The sequence below is a fragment of the Streptomyces sp. NBC_00425 genome (assembly GCF_036030735.1).
Classification (GTDB): domain Bacteria; phylum Actinomycetota; class Actinomycetes; order Streptomycetales; family Streptomycetaceae; genus Streptomyces.
Genome location: NZ_CP107928.1, coordinates 4,237,388 through 4,254,037 on the forward strand (window position 1 = coordinate 4,237,388; position 16,650 = coordinate 4,254,037).

Sequence of the window (16,650 nt, forward strand, 5' to 3'; positions counted from 1 at the left end):
GTTCGGGGAAAGTGCTACCGAGACGCCCGGGAGGTACGGCAGGATCGCTGAATGGAGCGTGTACGTGATGTCTCTGAGCTGCCGAAAGCCCATCTGCACCTGCACTTCACCGGGTCGATGCGGGCCACGACCGTGCTGGAACTGGCCGACAAGTACGGCGTGCACCTGCCGGACGCGCTGACCGAGGCGTTGACCAGCGGGGAGCCACCCAAGCTGCGGGCCACGGACGAACGGGGCTGGTTCCGCTTCCAGCGCCTGTACGACGCGGCCCGGTCGTGTGTGCGGGAGCCGGAGGACATCCAGCGGCTGGTGCGGGAGGCCGCCGAGGAGGACCTCAAGGACGGCTCGCACTGGCTGGAGATCCAGGTCGACCCGACGTCGTACGCCCCCCGGCTGGGCGGGCTGATCCCGGCGCTGGAGGTCATCCTGGACGCGGTGGAGACGACGTCGCGCGAGACCGGCCTCGGGATGCGGGTACTGGTCGCGGCGAACCGGATGAAGCACCCGCTGGACGCCCGCACCCTGGCCCGGCTGGCCGTGCGGTACGCGGACCGCGGGGTGGTCGGCTTCGGGCTCTCCAACGACGAACGCAGGGGCATGGCACGGGACTTCGACCGGGCGTTCGCGATCGCCCGCGAGGGCGGACTGCTGTCCGCCCCGCACGGCGGCGAGCTCACCGGCCCGTCGTCCGTCCGCGACTGCCTGGACGACCTGTACGCGAACCGGCTCGGGCACGGTGTACGGGCGGCCGAGGACCCCCGGCTGCTGAAGAAGCTCGCCGAACGCGGTGTGACCTGCGAGGTGTGCCCGGCGTCGAACGTGGCTCTGGGCGTGTACGAGAAGCCCGAGGACGTTCCGCTGCGCACCCTGTTCGACGCGGGCGTCCCCATGGCGCTGGGCGCCGACGACCCGCTGCTGTTCGGCTCGCGGCTGGCCGCCCAGTACGAGATCGCCCGCCGCCACCACGCCTTCACGGACGAGGAGTTGGCGGAACTGGCCCGGCAGTCGGTGCGGGGCTCGGCGGCGCCCGAGGACGTACGCCGGAAGCTGCTCTCGGGCGTGGACGACTGGCTGGCGTCCTGAGCCCGGGACACCGAACCCGCCGAACCTGATGCGCGCCGAACCCGAAGCGCCGCCGCGGGGTGTCGAGCCCGGGACCACGGGAGCCCTGCGCCCTCGGCCCCGGCTCCCGGGAGCCGGTCGGGGCCTACAACCCGACGCCCACCATCACCGGCTCGTTGACCAGGGTGATCCCGAACGTCTCGCGCACGCCGGCGACGACCTCACGGGCCAGCGCCAGCAGGTCCTCGGTGGTGGCCGCGCCCCGGTTGGTGAGGGCGAGGGTGTGCTTGGTGGAGATGCGGGCGGGGCCGCTGCCGTACCCCTTGGTGAAGCCCGCCTTGTCGATCAGCCAGGCCGCGGAGGTCTTGGTGTGCCCCTCGCCGGCCGGGTAGGCGGGCGGCTCCGCGCCGTCGCCCAGCCGCTCCTTCACGCGTGCGTGGAACGCGGCGAAGCCGGCGTCGGTGAGGATCGGGTTGGTGAAGAACGAACCGGCCGACCAGGTGTCGTGGTCCTCGGCGTCCAGCACCATGCCCTTACCGGCGCGCAGCTTCAGCACGGTGTCGCGGGCGGCGGCGAGCGGCACCCGGTCGCCCGGTCCGACGCCCAGCGCGCGTGCCGTCTCGGCGTACTTCAGCGGCGCCGACAGCCCGCCCGCGTCCTCCAGCTCGAAACGGACGCGCAGGACGACGTACCGCTCCGGGTCGGCCTTGAAGCGGCTGTGCCGGTAGGAGAAGGCGCACTCCTCGGCGGTGAGCGTGACCGTCTCACCCGCCCGGCGGTCGTGGGCGATCACCTCGGTGATCGTGCTGGAGACCTCCTGGCCGTACGCCCCGACGTTCTGGATCGGGGTGGCGCCCGCCGAGCCGGGGATGCCGGCCAGGCATTCGATGCCGGCCAGGCCGGCCGCCACGGTACGGGCGACGGCGTCGCTCCACACCTCGCCCGCGGCCAGCTCCAGCCGCGTCCCGGTGAGTTCGCAGCCGCGGGTGGCGAGGCGCAGGGCCGTCCCCTCGAATCCCTTGTCGCCGATGACGAGGTTGGAGCCGCCGCCGACGATCAGCAGTGGCGTGCCGGCGGCGTCGGCCTCGCGCACGGCGGCGACCACCTCGGCGTCGGTGGTCGCGGTCACCAGCCTGGTGGCGGGGCCGCCCAGCCGGAAGGTGGTCAGCGGGGCGAGCGGGGCATCGTGGAGTTCCTGCACCCGCCCAGCCTACGAGACACCGCCGACAGCCCCGTCCGCCCGTCACACGTAAGGGGCGCCTCCCCATGGAAGACGCCCCTTACCGCTCGCTGCTCAGGCCAGTCGGACGACCGCCCGTGACATTCCCAGGACCTTCTGGCCGCCGCTGGTCACCGTCAGGTCCACCCGCACGGTGTTGTCGTCGAGCTTGGCGGCCACCTTGCCGGTGACCTCGATCACCGCGCCCCGATCGTCGTTCGGGACGACGACGGGCCTGGTGAAGCGAACGCCGTAGTCCACGAGGGCGCCCGGGTCGCCGGTCCAGTCGGTCACGACGCGGACCGCCTCGGCCATGGTGAACATGCCGTGCGCGATGACGTCCGGCAGGCCCACCTCCTTGGCGAACTTCTCGTTCCAGTGGATGGGGTTGAAGTCCCCGGAGGCGCCCGCGTACTGCACCAGGGCGGCCCGGTTCACGGGGAAGGACCGGGCCGGCAGTTCGGTGCCGACCTCGACGTCGTCGTAAGCGATCTTCGTCGTCATCGGTTCCTCACGCCTCCCCGTCGGTCTGCGCCGGCTCCGCCGCACGGGCGACCAGCTTGGTCCAAGCGGTCACGACGTGCTCGCCGGTCTCGTCGTGGACCTCGCCGCGGATGTCCAGGATGTCGTTGCCCGCCATGGACTTGACGGCCTCGATGGTCGAGGTGACCGTCAGCCGGTCGCCGGCGCGCACCGGACGCACATAGGCGAACTTCTGGTCGCCGTGCACCACACGGCTGTAGTCGAGGCCCAGCTGGGGGTCCTGGACGACCTGTCCCGCCGCCTTGAAGGTGATCGAGAACACGAAGGTGGGCGGCGCGATCACATCGGCGTACCCGAGCGCCTTGGCGGCCTCCGGGTCGGTGTACACCGGGTTGTCGTCCCCCACGGCCTCGGCGAACTCGCGGATCTTCTCGCGGCCGACCTCGTAGGGATCGGTGGGCGGGTAGCTCCGCCCGACGAAGGACTGGTCGAGCGCCATGGGCCTCGGCACCTCCTGGTTCTCTGCGTCGCTGTGCGTCGCTCTACTGACCGGTACGGGTCGCTCAACGACGCGAGGCCGCCCCCGATCACTCGGGGACGGCCTCGCATACGAGCCTGATTTATCGCGTTTCGCGGTGCGCGGTGTGCGCGTTGCAACGCGGGCAGTGCTTCTTCATCTCCAGTCGGTCCGGGTTGTTACGCCGGTTCTTCTTGGTGATGTAGTTCCGCTCCTTGCACTCCACGCAGGCCAGCGTGATCTTCGGGCGGACGTCGGTGGCAGCCACGTGAGTGCTCCTTGACGAACGGATGGGACAGATGTACGCATAAAAGAGTAGCCGATCGAAGGACCGACCCCACAATCGGCTACTGTCAGTAGCGGTGACCGGACTTGAACCGGTGACACAGCGATTATGAGCCGCTTGCTCTACCGACTGAGCTACACCGCTTTGATGGGATCAGGTCCCGCCTCGCGACGGGAACCTCACCCACCAGAGCCCCAATACGGAATCGAACCGTAGACCTTCTCCTTACCATGGAGACGCTCTACCGACTGAGCTATTGGGGCGAGCGATGAAGACATTACACGGTCCGCAGCCGTTCACCCAAATCCGTTTCGCGGGGCCTCCCCGGCCCCCTTCCCGGCCCCCTGCGGAGGCCGTCCGCAGGCCCGTTTCCTCGAGGTCCCGGGGGTCTCCGGAGCCCCTTCGGCACCGCGGACCACACCGGTACGACTATTGCGCTCCTCCCCGCCCTCACCGAACCTCCGCCCTAGGCTCGTCTCACTCTGCGTGATCATGCGTCCCACCACGACGCCTGTGTCCTCAGCGTCCTCTGCGTCCCGCGCAGTCCCGAGCCCCTGGAGCCCGATGCCCGACAACCGGCCGCAGCCGCCCCACTCGTGGTCGTCCCCCGGCGCCTCCTCGGGCACACCGGACCCGGCCGCCCTGCTGTTGTGCGGGGCGCGTCTGACGGACGGCCGCACCGTGGACGTACGGCTGGGCCGCGGGCGGATCGAGGCGGTCGGCACGGCCGGCAGTCTGGCGGCGGGGCCGATCCCCGGCGGCGCCCGCGTGGACCTCGACGGCTACCTCCTGCTCCCGGCCCCGGCCGAGCCGCACGCGCACGCCGACACCGCGCTCACGGCGGACGCCGACGGCCCCGTCTCGTACTCCCCCGAGGACGTCCAGCGCCGCGCCACCGAGGCGGTGCTGCTGCAGCTCGGCCATGGCGCGACCGCGCTGCGCGCCCATGTGCACGTGGGGGACGTCCAGGGCCTCGGCGCGCTGGCGGCCGTCCTGCAGGCCCGGCGCTCGCTGCGCGGGCTGGCCGAGCTGACGGCGGTGGCGATGCCGCGCGTGCTGACCGGCGCGGCCGGCGCGGAAGGGCTCGCCATCCTGCGGGACGCGGTGAAGATGGGCGCGGCGGTGGTCGGCGGCTGCCCGGACCTGGACCCCGATCCCGCCGGCTACGTGGAGACCGTGCTCGAGGTCGCCTCCGAACACGGCTGCCCCGTCGACCTGCACACCGACGCCGCCGACCCGGCCCGGCTCGCGCGCCTCGCCGCGATGGCCGGCGGTCTGCGGCCCGGCGTCGCCCTCAGCCCCTGCGGCGGCCTCGACCGCCTCCCCGCCGAGACGGCCGGCCGCACCGCCGACCAACTGGCCGCCGCAGGCGTGACGGTGGTCTGCCTGCCCCAGGGCGGCTGCGGCGCGGTCGAGGACCCGGGCGCAGCGCCCGTACGGCTGTTGCGCGCGGCCGGGGTGCGGGTGGCGGCCGGCAGCGGCGCGTTGCGGGACGTCTGCAACCCGGTGGGCCGTGGCGATCCCCTCGAGGCGGCCTATCTGCTCGCCTCGCGCCACGGCCTGCGTCCCGAGGACGCCTACGACGCCGTCAGCACGTCCGCGCGGGCCGCACTGGGCCTGCCCGAGGTCCGTGTGGAGGCCGGCTTCCCGGCCGACCTCCTCGCCGTCCGCGGCGACCGGCTGGCAGGGGTGCTGTCACTGGCGTACAGCCGGATCGTGATCCACCGGGGGCGCGTGGTGGCTCGCACGAGCGCCGTCCGCGAGTACTGCAACTCGGCGGCCGCCGAGGAGCTGGGCCTGCCTCGACAGGGGCGCGGTGGACCGTCCTAGCGCCACCCTGGGGCGGCACAGCGCACCCCGGCAGGGCGGGGCTGCGGGGATCGGCCTGTCAGGGTCGTACGGCGGCGGACGGGGGCGCCCGGGCGTACGGTCGGAACCATGCGCATTGTCATCGCTGGTGGTCATGGTCAGATCGCGCTGCGGCTCGAGCGGTTGCTCGCCGCGCGCGGGAACGAGGTCGCGGGGATCATCCGCAAGGCCGAACAGGGCGACGACCTGAGAACGGCCGGCGCCGAACCGGTCGTCCTGGACCTGGAGTCGGCGTCCGTCGAAGAGGTCGCACAGAGTCTGCGGGGCGCGGACGCGGCGGTCTTCGCGGCGGGCGCCGGCCCGGGCAGCGGGGTGCAGCGCAAGGACAGCGTGGACAAGGGCGCGGCCGTGCTGTTCGCGGACGCGGCGGTCCGGGCGGGCGTACGGCGCTTCCTGATCGTCTCGTCCATGGGCGCGGACCCGGAGCACCAGGGCGACGAGGTCTTCGACGTCTACCTGCGCGCCAAGGGCGAGGCGGACGCGTACGTGCGGAGCCTGGACTCCCTCGACTGGACGATCCTGCGCCCGGGCGCGCTCAAGGACGACGCCGGGACCGGCCTGGTCCGCCTGGAGGCGCGCACGGGCCGCGGCGCCGTCCCGCGAGAGGACGTGGCCGCCGTGCTGGCGGAACTCCTCGAGTCGCCGGCCACGTCGGGCCTCACCCTGGAGCTGATCAGCGGCTCGACACCGGTGTCGGTCGCCGTGAAGGCGGTGGCGGGGAACTGAGGGCGGCGGCCGGCGCGGGTTGACGGCGGCTGCGGGGCCGGTCCCGGGGCGCCGGGAGGCCGTTGCGGCGGCGGGAGCCCGACGGATGGGCGCGAGACGTGGTGCCGCCCCCACGTTCGGGGGCGCGCGACGTTGTGCGCCCGCGGGCACGCACGCCGGCGCACACTCGGGGCGCGGGCGCGCTAGAAGAGCGGCAGCTGTCCCGGGAAGTCGGGGACCGCATACCCGTCCAATGACGGCTGGACGGCTCCCAGTTGCGCCGTCCTCCTCGAGCCCGGGCAGGAGACGAGGTCCCCGCTCTCCCGGGTCCCCGGCGGGTCGTGCCGCGCGAAACGGCCGGCGACGACGGCGATCTCGCGACGGCACTCCGGGCAGCTTCTACGGCGGCTGGACAGGCTGGACATGAGGTCAGTGTGCCCCAGTGGGCCACGCGGGTACCCCGTGCCCGGACGCGCCCCGCTCGCCGCGCGAAACCGCCGTCACGTCCCTAGCATCCGTACACGTGGCACATACCTTCGAGGAACTCGTGGAGAAGCAGCGTGCGGCCGACGAGGCACACGCGAGGGTCGAGCAGTTGCGGGACGCGTACGGCGCGCCGACGAACGCTCCCTGGTCGGAGACCCAGACGGACACCTACGAGACGGCCTGGCGCGCCTGGCGCGACCTCGCCCGCGACGCCCAGACATCGGTGACGGAGTACGCCAAGGACGAGAAGAGGCCCCGCACCGACATCGAGGTGGAGGTGAAGAGGACGGCGAAGACGCCCCCGGGGGCGGACGGGACCCCGGAGAACGGCTGAAGCCCTCGCGGAGCCGGGTCCCGGACACGAAGAAACCCCTCCGCTCTGCGTTTCCGCAGTTCGGAGGGGTTTCTCTCTCAGCGTGGCGGCGCCAGGATTCGAACCTGGGAAGGCTGAGCCGGCAGATTTACAGTCTGCTCCCTTTGGCCGCTCGGGCACACCGCCGGGTTTGCCGCCTGTTCGAACCGCTTTTCGGCGGTGCTCCCTGGCAACGACGTAAACGATACCCGATGCGCAGGGGTGCTTCGCCACCTGATTCCGCGGCGCCCGGAGGGGGCGGGGTGGCTAGGCTTGTGCGGATGCGGCCCGGGATCACGCCGGGCTCGGCGGTCACCCCCACGTGCGCCGATACGCACCCTGACACGCACCCCGATACAAGGAGCCACAGGACATGGCCGACTCCAGTTTCGACATCGTCTCGAAGGTCGAGCGGCAGGAGGTCGACAACGCCCTCAACCAGGCCGCCAAGGAGATCTCGCAGCGCTACGACTTCAAGGGCGTGGGCGCCTCGATCTCGTGGTCCGGTGAGAAGATCCTCATGGAGGCGAACTCCGAGGACCGGGTGAACGCTGTCCTCGACGTCTTCCAGTCCAAGCTGATCAAGCGCGGCATCTCGCTGAAGGCGCTGGACGCGGGCGAGCCGCAGCTCTCCGGCAAGGAGTACAAGCTCTTCGCGGACATCAAGGAGGGCATCTCCCAGGAGAACGCGAAGAAGGTCGCGAAGCTGATCCGTGACGAGGGCCCCAAGGGCGTGAAGGCCCAGGTGCAGGGCGAGGAACTGCGGGTCAGCTCCAAGAGCCGCGACGACCTGCAGACCGTCATCACCCTGCTCAAGGGCCAGGACTTCGACTTCGCACTGCAGTTCGTGAACTACCGGTAGTCGACGTACGGGCAAGGGCGGGCGCCCCTCGGCGTCCGCCCTCGCGTTCGGCCGGGTCGCAGCGGACTCAGTCGCGTGAGTTGCCGAACAGCAGGCGGTAGACGATCAGGAGCACGAGCGATCCGCCGATCGCGGCGGCCCAGGTGGCACCGTCGTAGAAGTCCTTGGCGACGGGGTGGTCCAGCCAGCGGGCCGATATCCAGCCGCCGATGAACGCGCCCGCGACACCGATCAGGGTCGTGCCGACGAAGCCGCCCGGGTCGCGCCCGGGCAGCAGGACCTTGGCGATGACTCCGGCCAACAACCCCAGGATGATCCAGCTGATGATGCTCATGCCCTGAACCTGCCCTTCCGTGCTGTGCCCACCCGTGCTGTCCGGGCACTGTGATGTCGCTCGCCCCGGACGGGCCGCGCTCTCTCCGGCGCGCCCCGCGTCCTGCGTCGCACGCGGGTTCGTGCCGAACTGATCGGAACGACGCATGACGGCGGTCGGCGGTTCCGGCATCGGTGGGCACCGGCAACGCGCCCACCGGCGACGACGAACGGCCTACCCGCGCGGTCAGCGCCGTATGCGCCGTCAGCTTCGTCAGCGCGAGGCGAACGGCCGGTCGGTGGGCACGATTTCGCGGCCCAGCGGGAACAGCGAGACCGGGATCAGCTTGAAGTTCGCGATGCCGAACGGGATACCGATGATGGTCAGGCACAGGAGGAAGCCGGTGACGATGTGGCCGATGGCCAGCCACCAGCCGGCGAGCACCAGCCACAGCACGTTGCCGAGGCAGGAGGGCGCGCCCGCGTCACGCCGCTCGACGGTCGTGTAGCCGAAGGGCCAGAGCGCGAAGACGCCGATGCGGAACGCGGCGACGCCGAAGGGGATGCCGATCACGGTGATGCAGAGCAGCACGCCTGCGAGCAGGTAACCGAGGAACAGCCAGAAGCCGCTCAGGATCAGCCAGATGACGTTCAGAATGGTCTTCACTGGGGGCGACCTGCCATTTTCTCGAGCCGGGCGATTCGCTCCGCCATCGGCGGGTGCGTCGAGAACATCTTGGAGAGTCCCTGGCCCGGGCGGAAGGGGTTCGCGATCATCATGTGGCTCGCGGTCTCGATACGGGGCTCCGGCGGAAGCGGAAGCTGCTTGGTGCCCGTCTCCAGCTTGCGCAGGGCGCTCGCGAGCGCCAGCGGGTCGCCGGTGAGCTGGGCGCCCGAGGAGTCCGCCTCGTACTCCCGGGAGCGGCTGATGGCGAGCTGGATGAGGCTGGCGGCGAGCGGACCGAGGATCATGATCAGGAGCATGCCCAGGATGCCGGGGCCGTCGTCGTCGTCGGAGCGCCCGACCGGGATCAGCCAGGCGAAGTTGACCAGGAACATGATCACCGAGGCGAGCGCTCCGGCGACCGAGGAGATCAGGATGTCGCGGTTGTAGACGTGGCTGAGCTCATGGCCGATGACGCCGCGCAGTTCGCGCTCGTCGAGGAGGCGCAGGATGCCTTCCGTGCAGCACACGGCGGCGTTGCGCGGATTGCGGCCGGTCGCGAAGGCGTTGGGCGCCTCTGTCGGGGAGATGTACAGGCGGGGCATGGGCTGCCGGGCCTGGGTGGAGAGCTCGCGGACCATGCGGTACAGGGCCGGGGCCTCGAACTCGCTCACGGGGCGGGCACGCATCGCGCGTAGAGCCAGCTTGTCGCTGTTCCAGTACGCGTACGCGTTGGTGCCGAGCGCGATCAGAACCGCGACGACGAGCCCCGTACGGCCGAAGAAGCTGCCGATGACGATGATGAGTGCCGACAGCCCCCCGAGGAGTACTGCGGTCCTGAGCCCGTTGTGCCGGCGGTGCACGGTACGCCCTCCAAGTCGTGCAGCAGGGGAACCCTTTGCTTGCGGATCTTCCTGTTCTCCGGTGGCACTGGTGCCGTGATGTCACCTCCAGTGCACCCTCCCGTACTGGTCAACGCCAGGCGGGAGGCACGAGTTCCCTTGTGCGTGGGGGCAGGGGTGTGAGCCGTCCGGGTGAGGACGGGGCCCGCCACGCGCGCGTGGGATCAGAAGAGACCTGTGTCGGCGAAGCGCAGGATCAGCTGGGGCGCTCCGGAGAGGGCGATGCCGACGGCCGCCGTGAGGGCGATCGCGGCCGTGAGGGGGGCGGGAACACGGTGCTTCTCGGTTTCGCCCTCACGCGCGCGGAAGAGCAGCGCCGTCCACTGGAGGTAGTAGTACAGGGCGATGACCACGTTGACGGCCATGACCACGGCGAGCCAGCCGAGTCCGGCGTCGACGGCCGCCGAGAAGACGGTGACCTTCGCGAAGAGGCCGATGACGCCCGGCGGCAGTCCGGCCAGGCAGAGCAGGAAGAAGGCCAGCAGGAGGGCGGCGAGGGGGTTTCTGGCGTAGAGGCCGCGGTAGTCGGTGAGCCGGTTCGCCGTGCTGGTCCGTCCGACGAGGGCGGCCATGGCGAAGGCGCCGAGGTTCACCGCGGCGTACATGAGGGCGTACGCGACGGTGGAGCCGACGGCGTGCTCGGCGTCGTCGGAGTACGCGGCGGCGGCGATCGGCACCAGGAGGTAGCCCGCCTGGCCCACGGAGGACCAGGCGAGGAGGCGTACGGCGCTGTACGCGCGCGTGGCCTGCTGGCGGAGCGCCCCGACGTTGCCGACGGTCATGGTGAGGGCGGCGAGGGCGGCCAGGGCGGGGCCCCAGACGTCGGCGTACGACGGGAAGGCGACGACGGTGACGAGGATGAGGCCGGAGAAGCCGACGGCCTTGCCCACGACCGACAGGTAGGCGGCGATGGGCAGGGGTGCGCCGACGTAGGTGTCGGGGACCCAGAAGTGGAAGGGGACGGCGGCCGTCTTGAAGGCGAAGCCGACGAGGGTGAGCACCACGCCGGTCTGGGCCAGGGTGTGCAGCTGCCCGTCGACGCGCTGGATGCGGTCGGCGACCTGGGTGAGGTAGAGGGTGCCCGTTGTCGCGTACACGAAGCTGATGCCCAGGAGGCTGACCGCGGTCGCCGTCACGGACGACAGGAAGAACTTGAGCGCGGCCTCGGAGGACCTGCGGTCGCCGTGCCGGATGCCGACGAGGGCGAAGGCCGGCAGGGAGGCCACCTCCAGGGCGACGACCAGGGTGGCGAGGTCGCGGGAGGCGGGCAGCAGGGCTGCGCCGGCGGCGGAGGACAGCAGCAGGAACCAGAACTCGCCCTCGGGAAGGCGCCCGCGCGCGTCCTTGAGAGCGGTGACCGACAGCAGCGCGACCAGCAGGGCTCCCCCGAGCACCAGGAACTGGACGACCAGGGTGAAGTGGTCTGCCGTGTAGCTGCACGCGCGCGTGTCGCCGGTCAGGCAGAAGGTGGCGCGGTCGCCGTCCAGGAGGGGCAGGAGAAGGGCCGTGGAGGCGGCGAGGCCTGCGACCGAGAGCCAGCCGAGCAGCGGCTTGCGTGCCTCGCCGACGAAGAGATCGGCGACGAGGACCACCAGGGCGACGACCGCCGCGAGGGTGGGCGGTGCGATGGCCGTCCAGTCGACGGACTGGACCACGGACTCGGCCAGGGCCTGGGCCGACGGGTGGGCCACGGGGCTCATCGGGTGCCTCCTGCGAGGAGCTGCTGCACGGCCGGGTCCGTGAGGCCGAGGAGGGCCTTCGGCCACAGGCCGGCGACGACGGTGAGGGCGACGAGCGGGGTCCAGGCCACGAACTCGTAGGTCTGCACGTCGGCGAGGCGCGGGGCGTCCTGCCGGACCGTGCCCATGCAGACCCGCCGGACCACGACGAGCAGGTAGGCGGCCGTCAGCAGGGTGCCGAACGCGCCGATCGCCGTGAACACGAGGAACGCGGGGCGGCTGAGGCCTTCTGCCGGGTCGAACGCGCCGAACAGGGCGAGCATCTCGCCCCAGAACCCGGCGAGACCCGGAAGGCCGAGCGAGGCGACCGCGGCGAAGGCGAGGAGGCCGCCGAGGCGGGGGGTCCTGCCGTACAGGGCGGCGCCGGTCTGCTCGGCGAGGGTGTCCAGGTCGGTCGTGCCGGTGCGGTCCTTCAGGGCTCCGACCAGGAAGAAGAGGAGGCCGGTGATGAGGCCGTGGGCGATGTTGGCGAACAGGGCGCCGTTCACGCCGGTCGGCGTCATCGTCGCGATGCCGAGGAGGACGAAGCCCATGTGACCGACGGAGGAGTAGGCGATCAGGCGCTTGAGGTCGCCCTTCGCTCCCTGCTTGGCGAGGGCCAGGCAGGCCAGGGACCCGTAGATGATCCCGACGACGGCGAAGGCGGCCAGGTAGGGCGCGAAGACGCGGAAGCCGTCCGGCGCGGCCGGCAGCAGGATGCGGACGAACCCGTATGTGCCCATCTTCAGCATCACGCCCGCCAGCAGGACCGAGCCGACGGTCGGGGCGGAGGTGTGGGCGTCGGGCAGCCAGCTGTGCAGGGGCCACATCGGGGTCTTGACCGCGAGCCCGAGACCGATCGCGAGAACGGCGATGACCTGCACGGATGTGGTCAGCGACCGGCCGTTGTCAGTGGCGAGTGCCACCATGTCGAATGTGCCCGCCTTGATTCCGATCAGGAGCAGGCCGAGCAGCATGACCACGGATCCGAGCAGCGTGAAGAGGATGAACTTCCAGGCCGCCTGGGTCCGGCCGGCGCCGCCCCAGCGGGCGATGAGGAAGTACATCGGGATGAGCACGGTCTCGAAGGCGAGGAAGAACAACAGAAGGTCGAGGACGGCGAAGGTCGCGAGGGTGCCGGACTCGAGCACGAGCACCAGGGCGACGAACGCCTTGGGTGAGGGGCCCGCGGGCAGCTTGAAGTAGGAGTAGAGCGCGCAGAGGAAGGTCAGCAGCGCGGTCAGGACCAGCAAGGGGAGGGAGATGCCGTCGATGCCGAGGTGGATGCGCACGTCGAGCGCGGGGATCCAGCTGATGTCCGTGGTGGCCTGCATCTTCGACGGCTGGTCGTGGTCGAAGCCGACCGCCAGGGCGATCGCGGCGAGGAGGATCACACCGGTCACGGTCACGCCGTGCCGGAGGACGGCCTGCTCGGGTGACTTCCCCTTCAGCCCGGGCGGGGCGGGCAGCAGGGCGGCGGCGGCGCCGAGAAGCGGGCCGACCACGATGAACGCCAGAAGAACCTGCATCACGGACTCGTTGATAGGGATCACGCCTGCTCACGCTCCCGAGGCGACGAGAAGGGCGGCGACCGCCAGGACGACGGTGCCGGCGAGCAGCGCGCTCACATAGGTCTGGACGTTGCCGGTCTGGGCACGCCGTACGGCGAACCCCAGCCAGCGGGGCAGGGCGCCCGCGCCGCGGACGTACGTCTCGACGACCTCGCGGTCGAGGAACCTGACGAGCTGGGCGCCGGCCTGCACGGGGCGCACGAACAGCACGTCGTACAGGGCGTCCAGGTGGAAGCCGACAGCCGCGTGGCGGTGCAGCGGGCCGAGCAGGAGCCGCCCGGGATCCGCCGGGTCGGGAGCGGAGGCCACGTCGCCGTAGGCGGGTGCGTGCGTCGCGATGGCCTCGGCCTCGACCTGCGCCGCGTCGGCCTCCGGGTGGGCGGCCACCGCACCCAGGGGGGTGCCGGCGGCCAGTCCGGCGAGGTGCCGCCAGGCGGCGAACATGACGAGTCCGCCTGCCAGAGCCACGCCGGTGCCCACCACGGAGGTGGTGAGGGTCGGGGCGAGGTCGTCGCCGTCGAACCAGTCGGGGAGCGTGCGGTAGGCGAGCGCGCCGAGGGCGAGGGAGGGCACCGCGAGCACCCACAGCACCACGGTCATGGTCAGCGGCTGGCGACCGTGATCGGGGGCTTCGGCCCCCTGACCGCGGAAGGCGAGCAGCCACAGTCGGGTCGCGTAGGCGGCGGTCAGGAGAGCGGCGACCAGCCCGGCGACGAGGACGATCCAGCCGGCGGCGCCGGGGACGTGCGCGCTGTGGCCGGTGGTCGCGTGCTCGGCCGCGCCGAGGACCGACTCCTTGGAGAAGAAGCCGCTGAACGGCGGGATCGCGGCGAGCGCGAGGAGCGCCACGGTCATCGTCCAGTAGGCGTCGGGGACACGGTCGCGCAGGTGGCTCATGCGGGACATGGCGGCCAGCGAGTTGGTGCCGGCTGCGTGGATGACCACGCCGGCCGCGAGGAAGAGCAGCGCCTTGAAGGCGCCGTGCGAGAGGAGGTGGAAGACGGCGGCGCTGCGGTCGCCGACGGCGAGGGCGCCCGTCATGTAGCCGAGCTGGCCGATCGTCGAGTAGGCGAGGACGCGCTTGATGTCGTCCTGGGCGAGCGCGGACAGGCCGGATCCGACCATCGTGACGCCGGCCATCACGGCGAGCACGACCATCGCGGCCGCGGAGGCCTCGAACACCGGGAGGAGACGGGCGACGAAGTAGACGCCGGCGGCGACCATCGTCGCGGCGTGGATCAGCGCGGAGACGGGTGTGGGGCCGGCCATCGCGTCCGGGAGCCAGGTGTGCAGAGGGAACTGCGCGGACTTTCCGGCCACGCCCGCGAGGAGCAGCAGGGCGACGACGGTCGGGTGGTCGAGGCCGCCGTGCGCGACGGCGCCGAGGACCTTCGTGATGCGGAAGGAGCCCGCGTCGGCGCCGAGTGCGAACAGGCCGATGAGGAAGGGGACGTCGCCGAGCTTGGTGACCAGGAAGGCCTTGATGGAGGCGGCGCGGGCCTCCGGGGTCTCCCAGTAGTGGCCGACCAGGAAGTAGGAGCAGATGCCCATGACTTCCCAGCCGACCAGCAGCACGATCAGGTCGCCGGAGTAGACGACCAGCAGCATCGCGGAGGTGAAGAGCGAGACCAGCGCGGCGTACGAGGCGTAGCGCGGGTCGTCGCGCAGGTAGCCGGTCGAGTAGATCTGCACGCAGCCGGCCACGAGAGCGACCAGGACGGCGACGAGGGCGGCGAATCCGTCGATGTGCAGGGCGAGTTCGATCGGGACGGATCCGGTGGGAGTCAGCTCGGTGGCCGCGTCGACGGCTGCGTCTCCGCCCTGGCGCACCGCGACGACCGCGGCCAGCGCGAGCGCGGCGAGGGTCGGCAGGACGGCGAGCGGGCGGACGAACCCGGGCGCGGTTCGGCCGAGGAGGAGGCCGACGGCTGCGCCCAGGAACGGGAGGAGGGGGACGAGGACGGCGAGGGTGGTCGTGGTCACGCGGTGGCCTCAGCCTTCTCGGCGGCCGCTCCGGTCGCGGGGTCGCCGTCGGCGCCGTCGGCGGCAGGGGTCTCGTGGCCCTCGGCGGTGTCGCGGAGCCGGTCGATGTCGGCGGTGCCGCGGTTGCGGTGCACGGCGAGGACGATCGCCAGGCCGATGCCGATCTCGGCGGCGGCGATGGCGATGGTGAACAGGGTCAGGGCCTGACCGGAGTGCAGGGTTTCCTCGGCGGTCCTGCTGAGCCAGACGTCGAACGCGACCAGGTTGAGGTTGACGGCGTTGAGCATCAACTCGACCGACATCAGGACCAGGATCGCGTTGCGGCGGGCGAGGACGCCGTACAGGCCGGTGCAGAAGAGGAGAGCGGAGAGGACGGCGGGATAGACGAGGTGCATCAGCGGGCGCCTTCCTGCTCGGCCGGGTTCTGCCGGGCGTCCGGGACGGTGGGGGAGCTCTCGGATCTTCCGGAACTGTCCGTGACGGGTCGGGAACCATCGGTGACGGTCCGGGCGTTCACGGGGGGAGAGCTCGAATCGGCCTTCGCCTTGCGGGACAGGACGATCGCGCCGACCAGCGCCGCGAGAAGGAGGACGGAGAGAGCCTCGAAGGGGAGGACCCAGTTCTGGAAGAGGCTCGCGCCGGTGACCTCGGTCGAGCCGGCGGCCGGGCCGTCCAGCTCGATCCAGGTGCTGCGGAAGGCGTCGACGACCACCCAGACCAGGGCGGCGGCCGCGGCGACGGCGACCGTGAGCGCGGCCCATCGATTACCGGAGTCGGCATCCGGCGAGCGGCCGATGGGGGCCTTGGTGAGCATCAGACCGAAGAGGAGGAGCACGACGACGGAACCGACGTAGATGAGGACCTGCACCCAGGCGATGAACTCGGCGGTGAGCAGGAGGTATTCGACGGCCAGACCGCCGAGGGCGACCACGAGCCACAGGGCCGCGTGCACCAGCTGCCTCGTGGTGACGGTGACGAGGGCTGCGCCGAAGGTGACCAGTCCGACGAGAAGGAAGGCGATCTCGACGCCGGTCGGGGAGAGGAAGCCCTGCGGGGCCTCGGCGAGGGTCACGCGTCTCCTCCCTCGGGTTCGGTGGGCCGGGGTCCGGCGGGCTCGGGTCGGGCGGCGGCCAGTTTCTCGGCCGACTTACGGGCGGCCGCGATCTCCTTCGGCTCCTCGGCGGCCGGGTCGAGGGCCGGCGGGGCCGGCACGGTCCACATCCACTCGCGGAGCTTGTCGCGCTCGTGGGTGAGCTCGTGGATGTCGGTCTCCGCGTACTCGAACTCCGGGGACCAGAACAGAGCGTCGAAAGGACAGACCTCGATGCAGATACCGCAGTACATGCAGAGCGAGAAGTCGATGGCGAAGCGGTCGAGCACATTGCGGCTGCGCTCGCGTCCGCCTGGAGCGGCGGGCGGCACCGTCTCCTTGTGGGAGTCGATGTAGATGCACCAGTCGGGGCACTCACGGGCGCACAGCATGCAGACCGTGCAGTTCTCCTCGAACAGTCCGATGACCCCGCGGGTGCGGGGCGGGAGCTCGGGCTGGGCGTCCGGGTACTGCTGGGTCACGGTCTTCCGCGTCATCGTGCGGAGGGTGACGGCCAGGCCCTTGGCGAGGCCGCTGCCGGGGATCGACAGACGGGGCCGCCCGGAGGG

The 16,650-nt window shown here is 71.4% G+C and carries 19 protein-coding genes and 3 tRNA genes; 5 read left to right on the forward strand and 17 right to left on the reverse strand.

The genetic code is table 11. From position 1 onward, the window contains the following. Positions 1-51: 51 nt before the first annotated feature. Positions 52-1,083 (forward strand): adenosine deaminase, encoded by a 1,032-nt coding sequence (locus OHS82_RS18040; RefSeq protein ID WP_057584700.1) that lies wholly within the window; start codon positions 52-54, stop codon positions 1,081-1,083. A 124-nt stretch (positions 1,084-1,207) separates the two neighbouring features. On the opposite strand, the gene OHS82_RS18045 is transcribed toward OHS82_RS18040, so the two are convergent. From OHS82_RS18045 to OHS82_RS18070, 6 genes are all read right to left on the reverse strand, one after another. Next, positions 1,208-2,263 (reverse strand): UDP-N-acetylmuramate dehydrogenase, encoded by a 1,056-nt coding sequence (locus tag OHS82_RS18045; RefSeq protein WP_328434143.1) that lies wholly within the window; start codon positions 2,261-2,263, stop codon positions 1,208-1,210. A gap of 93 nt (positions 2,264-2,356) precedes the next feature. Further along, positions 2,357-2,785 (reverse strand): MaoC family dehydratase, encoded by a 429-nt coding sequence (locus OHS82_RS18050; RefSeq protein ID WP_057584702.1) that lies wholly within the window; start codon positions 2,783-2,785, stop codon positions 2,357-2,359. A 7-nt stretch (positions 2,786-2,792) separates the two neighbouring features. Continuing rightward, on the reverse strand, positions 2,793-3,263 hold the full coding sequence (locus tag OHS82_RS18055) for a MaoC family dehydratase N-terminal domain-containing protein (RefSeq protein WP_057584703.1): 471 nt from the start codon (positions 3,261-3,263) through the stop codon (positions 2,793-2,795). Positions 3,264-3,384: 121 nt separating this feature from the next. Further along, entirely contained in the window at positions 3,385-3,549 is a 165-nt protein-coding gene (gene rpmG, locus OHS82_RS18060) for a 50S ribosomal protein L33 (RefSeq protein ID WP_003948671.1), read from the reverse strand. An 89-nt stretch (positions 3,550-3,638) separates the two neighbouring features. Continuing rightward, a tRNA-Met gene (locus OHS82_RS18065) sits at positions 3,639-3,711 on the reverse strand. 46 nt (positions 3,712-3,757) lie between these two features. Next, a tRNA-Thr gene (locus OHS82_RS18070) sits at positions 3,758-3,830 on the reverse strand. 301 nt (positions 3,831-4,131) lie between these two features. Here OHS82_RS18070 and OHS82_RS18075 point away from each other — a divergent pair. After that, entirely contained in the window at positions 4,132-5,397 is a 1,266-nt protein-coding gene (locus OHS82_RS18075; RefSeq protein WP_057584704.1) for an amidohydrolase family protein, read from the forward strand. Positions 5,398-5,505: 108 nt separating this feature from the next. Continuing rightward, entirely contained in the window at positions 5,506-6,162 is a 657-nt protein-coding gene (locus tag OHS82_RS18080) for an SDR family oxidoreductase (protein ID WP_057584705.1), read from the forward strand. Positions 6,163-6,344: 182 nt separating this feature from the next. Here OHS82_RS18080 and OHS82_RS18085 read toward each other — a convergent pair whose 3' ends face one another. Beyond that, positions 6,345-6,557, reverse strand: a complete 213-nt coding sequence (locus OHS82_RS18085) for a hypothetical protein (protein ID WP_057584791.1) — start codon at positions 6,555-6,557, stop codon at positions 6,345-6,347. Between the two features lie 107 nt (positions 6,558-6,664). Between OHS82_RS18085 and OHS82_RS18090 the strand changes: the two genes are divergently transcribed. Further along, complete coding sequence (locus OHS82_RS18090) at positions 6,665-6,961, forward strand: hypothetical protein (protein ID WP_057584706.1); 297 nt, start codon at positions 6,665-6,667, stop codon at positions 6,959-6,961. Between the two features lie 83 nt (positions 6,962-7,044). On the opposite strand, the gene OHS82_RS18095 is transcribed toward OHS82_RS18090, so the two are convergent. Then, positions 7,045-7,126, reverse strand: a tRNA-Tyr gene (locus tag OHS82_RS18095). 226 nt (positions 7,127-7,352) lie between these two features. Here OHS82_RS18095 and OHS82_RS18100 point away from each other — a divergent pair. Next, a complete protein-coding gene (locus OHS82_RS18100; protein WP_057584707.1) occupies positions 7,353-7,841 on the forward strand; it encodes a YajQ family cyclic di-GMP-binding protein in 489 nt (162 codons plus the stop codon). A 67-nt stretch (positions 7,842-7,908) separates the two neighbouring features. On the opposite strand, the gene OHS82_RS18105 is transcribed toward OHS82_RS18100, so the two are convergent. The 9 genes from OHS82_RS18105 to OHS82_RS18145 all read right to left on the reverse strand — a co-directional run bounded on the left by OHS82_RS18105 (position 7,909) and on the right by OHS82_RS18145 (position 16,578). Next, entirely contained in the window at positions 7,909-8,175 is a 267-nt protein-coding gene (locus tag OHS82_RS18105) for a GlsB/YeaQ/YmgE family stress response membrane protein (RefSeq protein WP_057584708.1), read from the reverse strand. Positions 8,176-8,427: 252 nt separating this feature from the next. Further along, the gene (locus tag OHS82_RS18110) at positions 8,428-8,820 is read right to left on the reverse strand and encodes a YccF domain-containing protein (protein WP_057584709.1); all 393 of its coding nucleotides are present in this window, start codon (positions 8,818-8,820) and stop codon (positions 8,428-8,430) included. After that, the gene (gene htpX, locus OHS82_RS18115; RefSeq protein WP_057584710.1) at positions 8,817-9,680 is read right to left on the reverse strand and encodes a zinc metalloprotease HtpX; all 864 of its coding nucleotides are present in this window, start codon (positions 9,678-9,680) and stop codon (positions 8,817-8,819) included. The genes OHS82_RS18110 and htpX overlap by 4 nt, the downstream gene beginning before the upstream one ends. Before the next feature lie 203 nt (positions 9,681-9,883). Continuing rightward, positions 9,884-11,419: an NADH-quinone oxidoreductase subunit N gene (locus OHS82_RS18120; protein WP_199863994.1), complete on the reverse strand. Its 1,536-nt coding sequence runs from the start codon at positions 11,417-11,419 to the stop codon at positions 9,884-9,886. Beyond that, on the reverse strand, positions 11,416-12,990 hold the full coding sequence (locus OHS82_RS18125) for a complex I subunit 4 family protein (protein ID WP_328434144.1): 1,575 nt from the start codon (positions 12,988-12,990) through the stop codon (positions 11,416-11,418). The genes OHS82_RS18120 and OHS82_RS18125 overlap by 4 nt, the downstream gene beginning before the upstream one ends. Positions 12,991-12,996: 6 nt before the next feature. Further along, positions 12,997-14,991: an NADH-quinone oxidoreductase subunit 5 family protein gene (locus tag OHS82_RS18130; RefSeq protein WP_057584712.1), complete on the reverse strand. Its 1,995-nt coding sequence runs from the start codon at positions 14,989-14,991 to the stop codon at positions 12,997-12,999. Continuing rightward, on the reverse strand, positions 14,988-15,386 hold the full coding sequence (gene nuoK / locus OHS82_RS18135) for an NADH-quinone oxidoreductase subunit NuoK (RefSeq protein ID WP_057584713.1): 399 nt from the start codon (positions 15,384-15,386) through the stop codon (positions 14,988-14,990). Before nuoK ends, OHS82_RS18130 begins: the two co-directional genes overlap by 4 nt. Next, on the reverse strand, positions 15,386-16,063 hold the full coding sequence (locus OHS82_RS18140; protein WP_057584714.1) for an NADH-quinone oxidoreductase subunit J family protein: 678 nt from the start codon (positions 16,061-16,063) through the stop codon (positions 15,386-15,388). The genes nuoK and OHS82_RS18140 overlap by 1 nt, the downstream gene beginning before the upstream one ends. Next, positions 16,060-16,578 carry a 4Fe-4S binding protein gene (locus OHS82_RS18145; protein WP_057584793.1) on the reverse strand — a complete coding sequence of 173 codons (519 nt, stop codon included), beginning with the start codon at positions 16,576-16,578 and terminating at the stop codon, positions 16,060-16,062. The genes OHS82_RS18140 and OHS82_RS18145 overlap by 4 nt, the downstream gene beginning before the upstream one ends. Between the last annotated feature and the right edge of the window lie 72 nt (positions 16,579-16,650).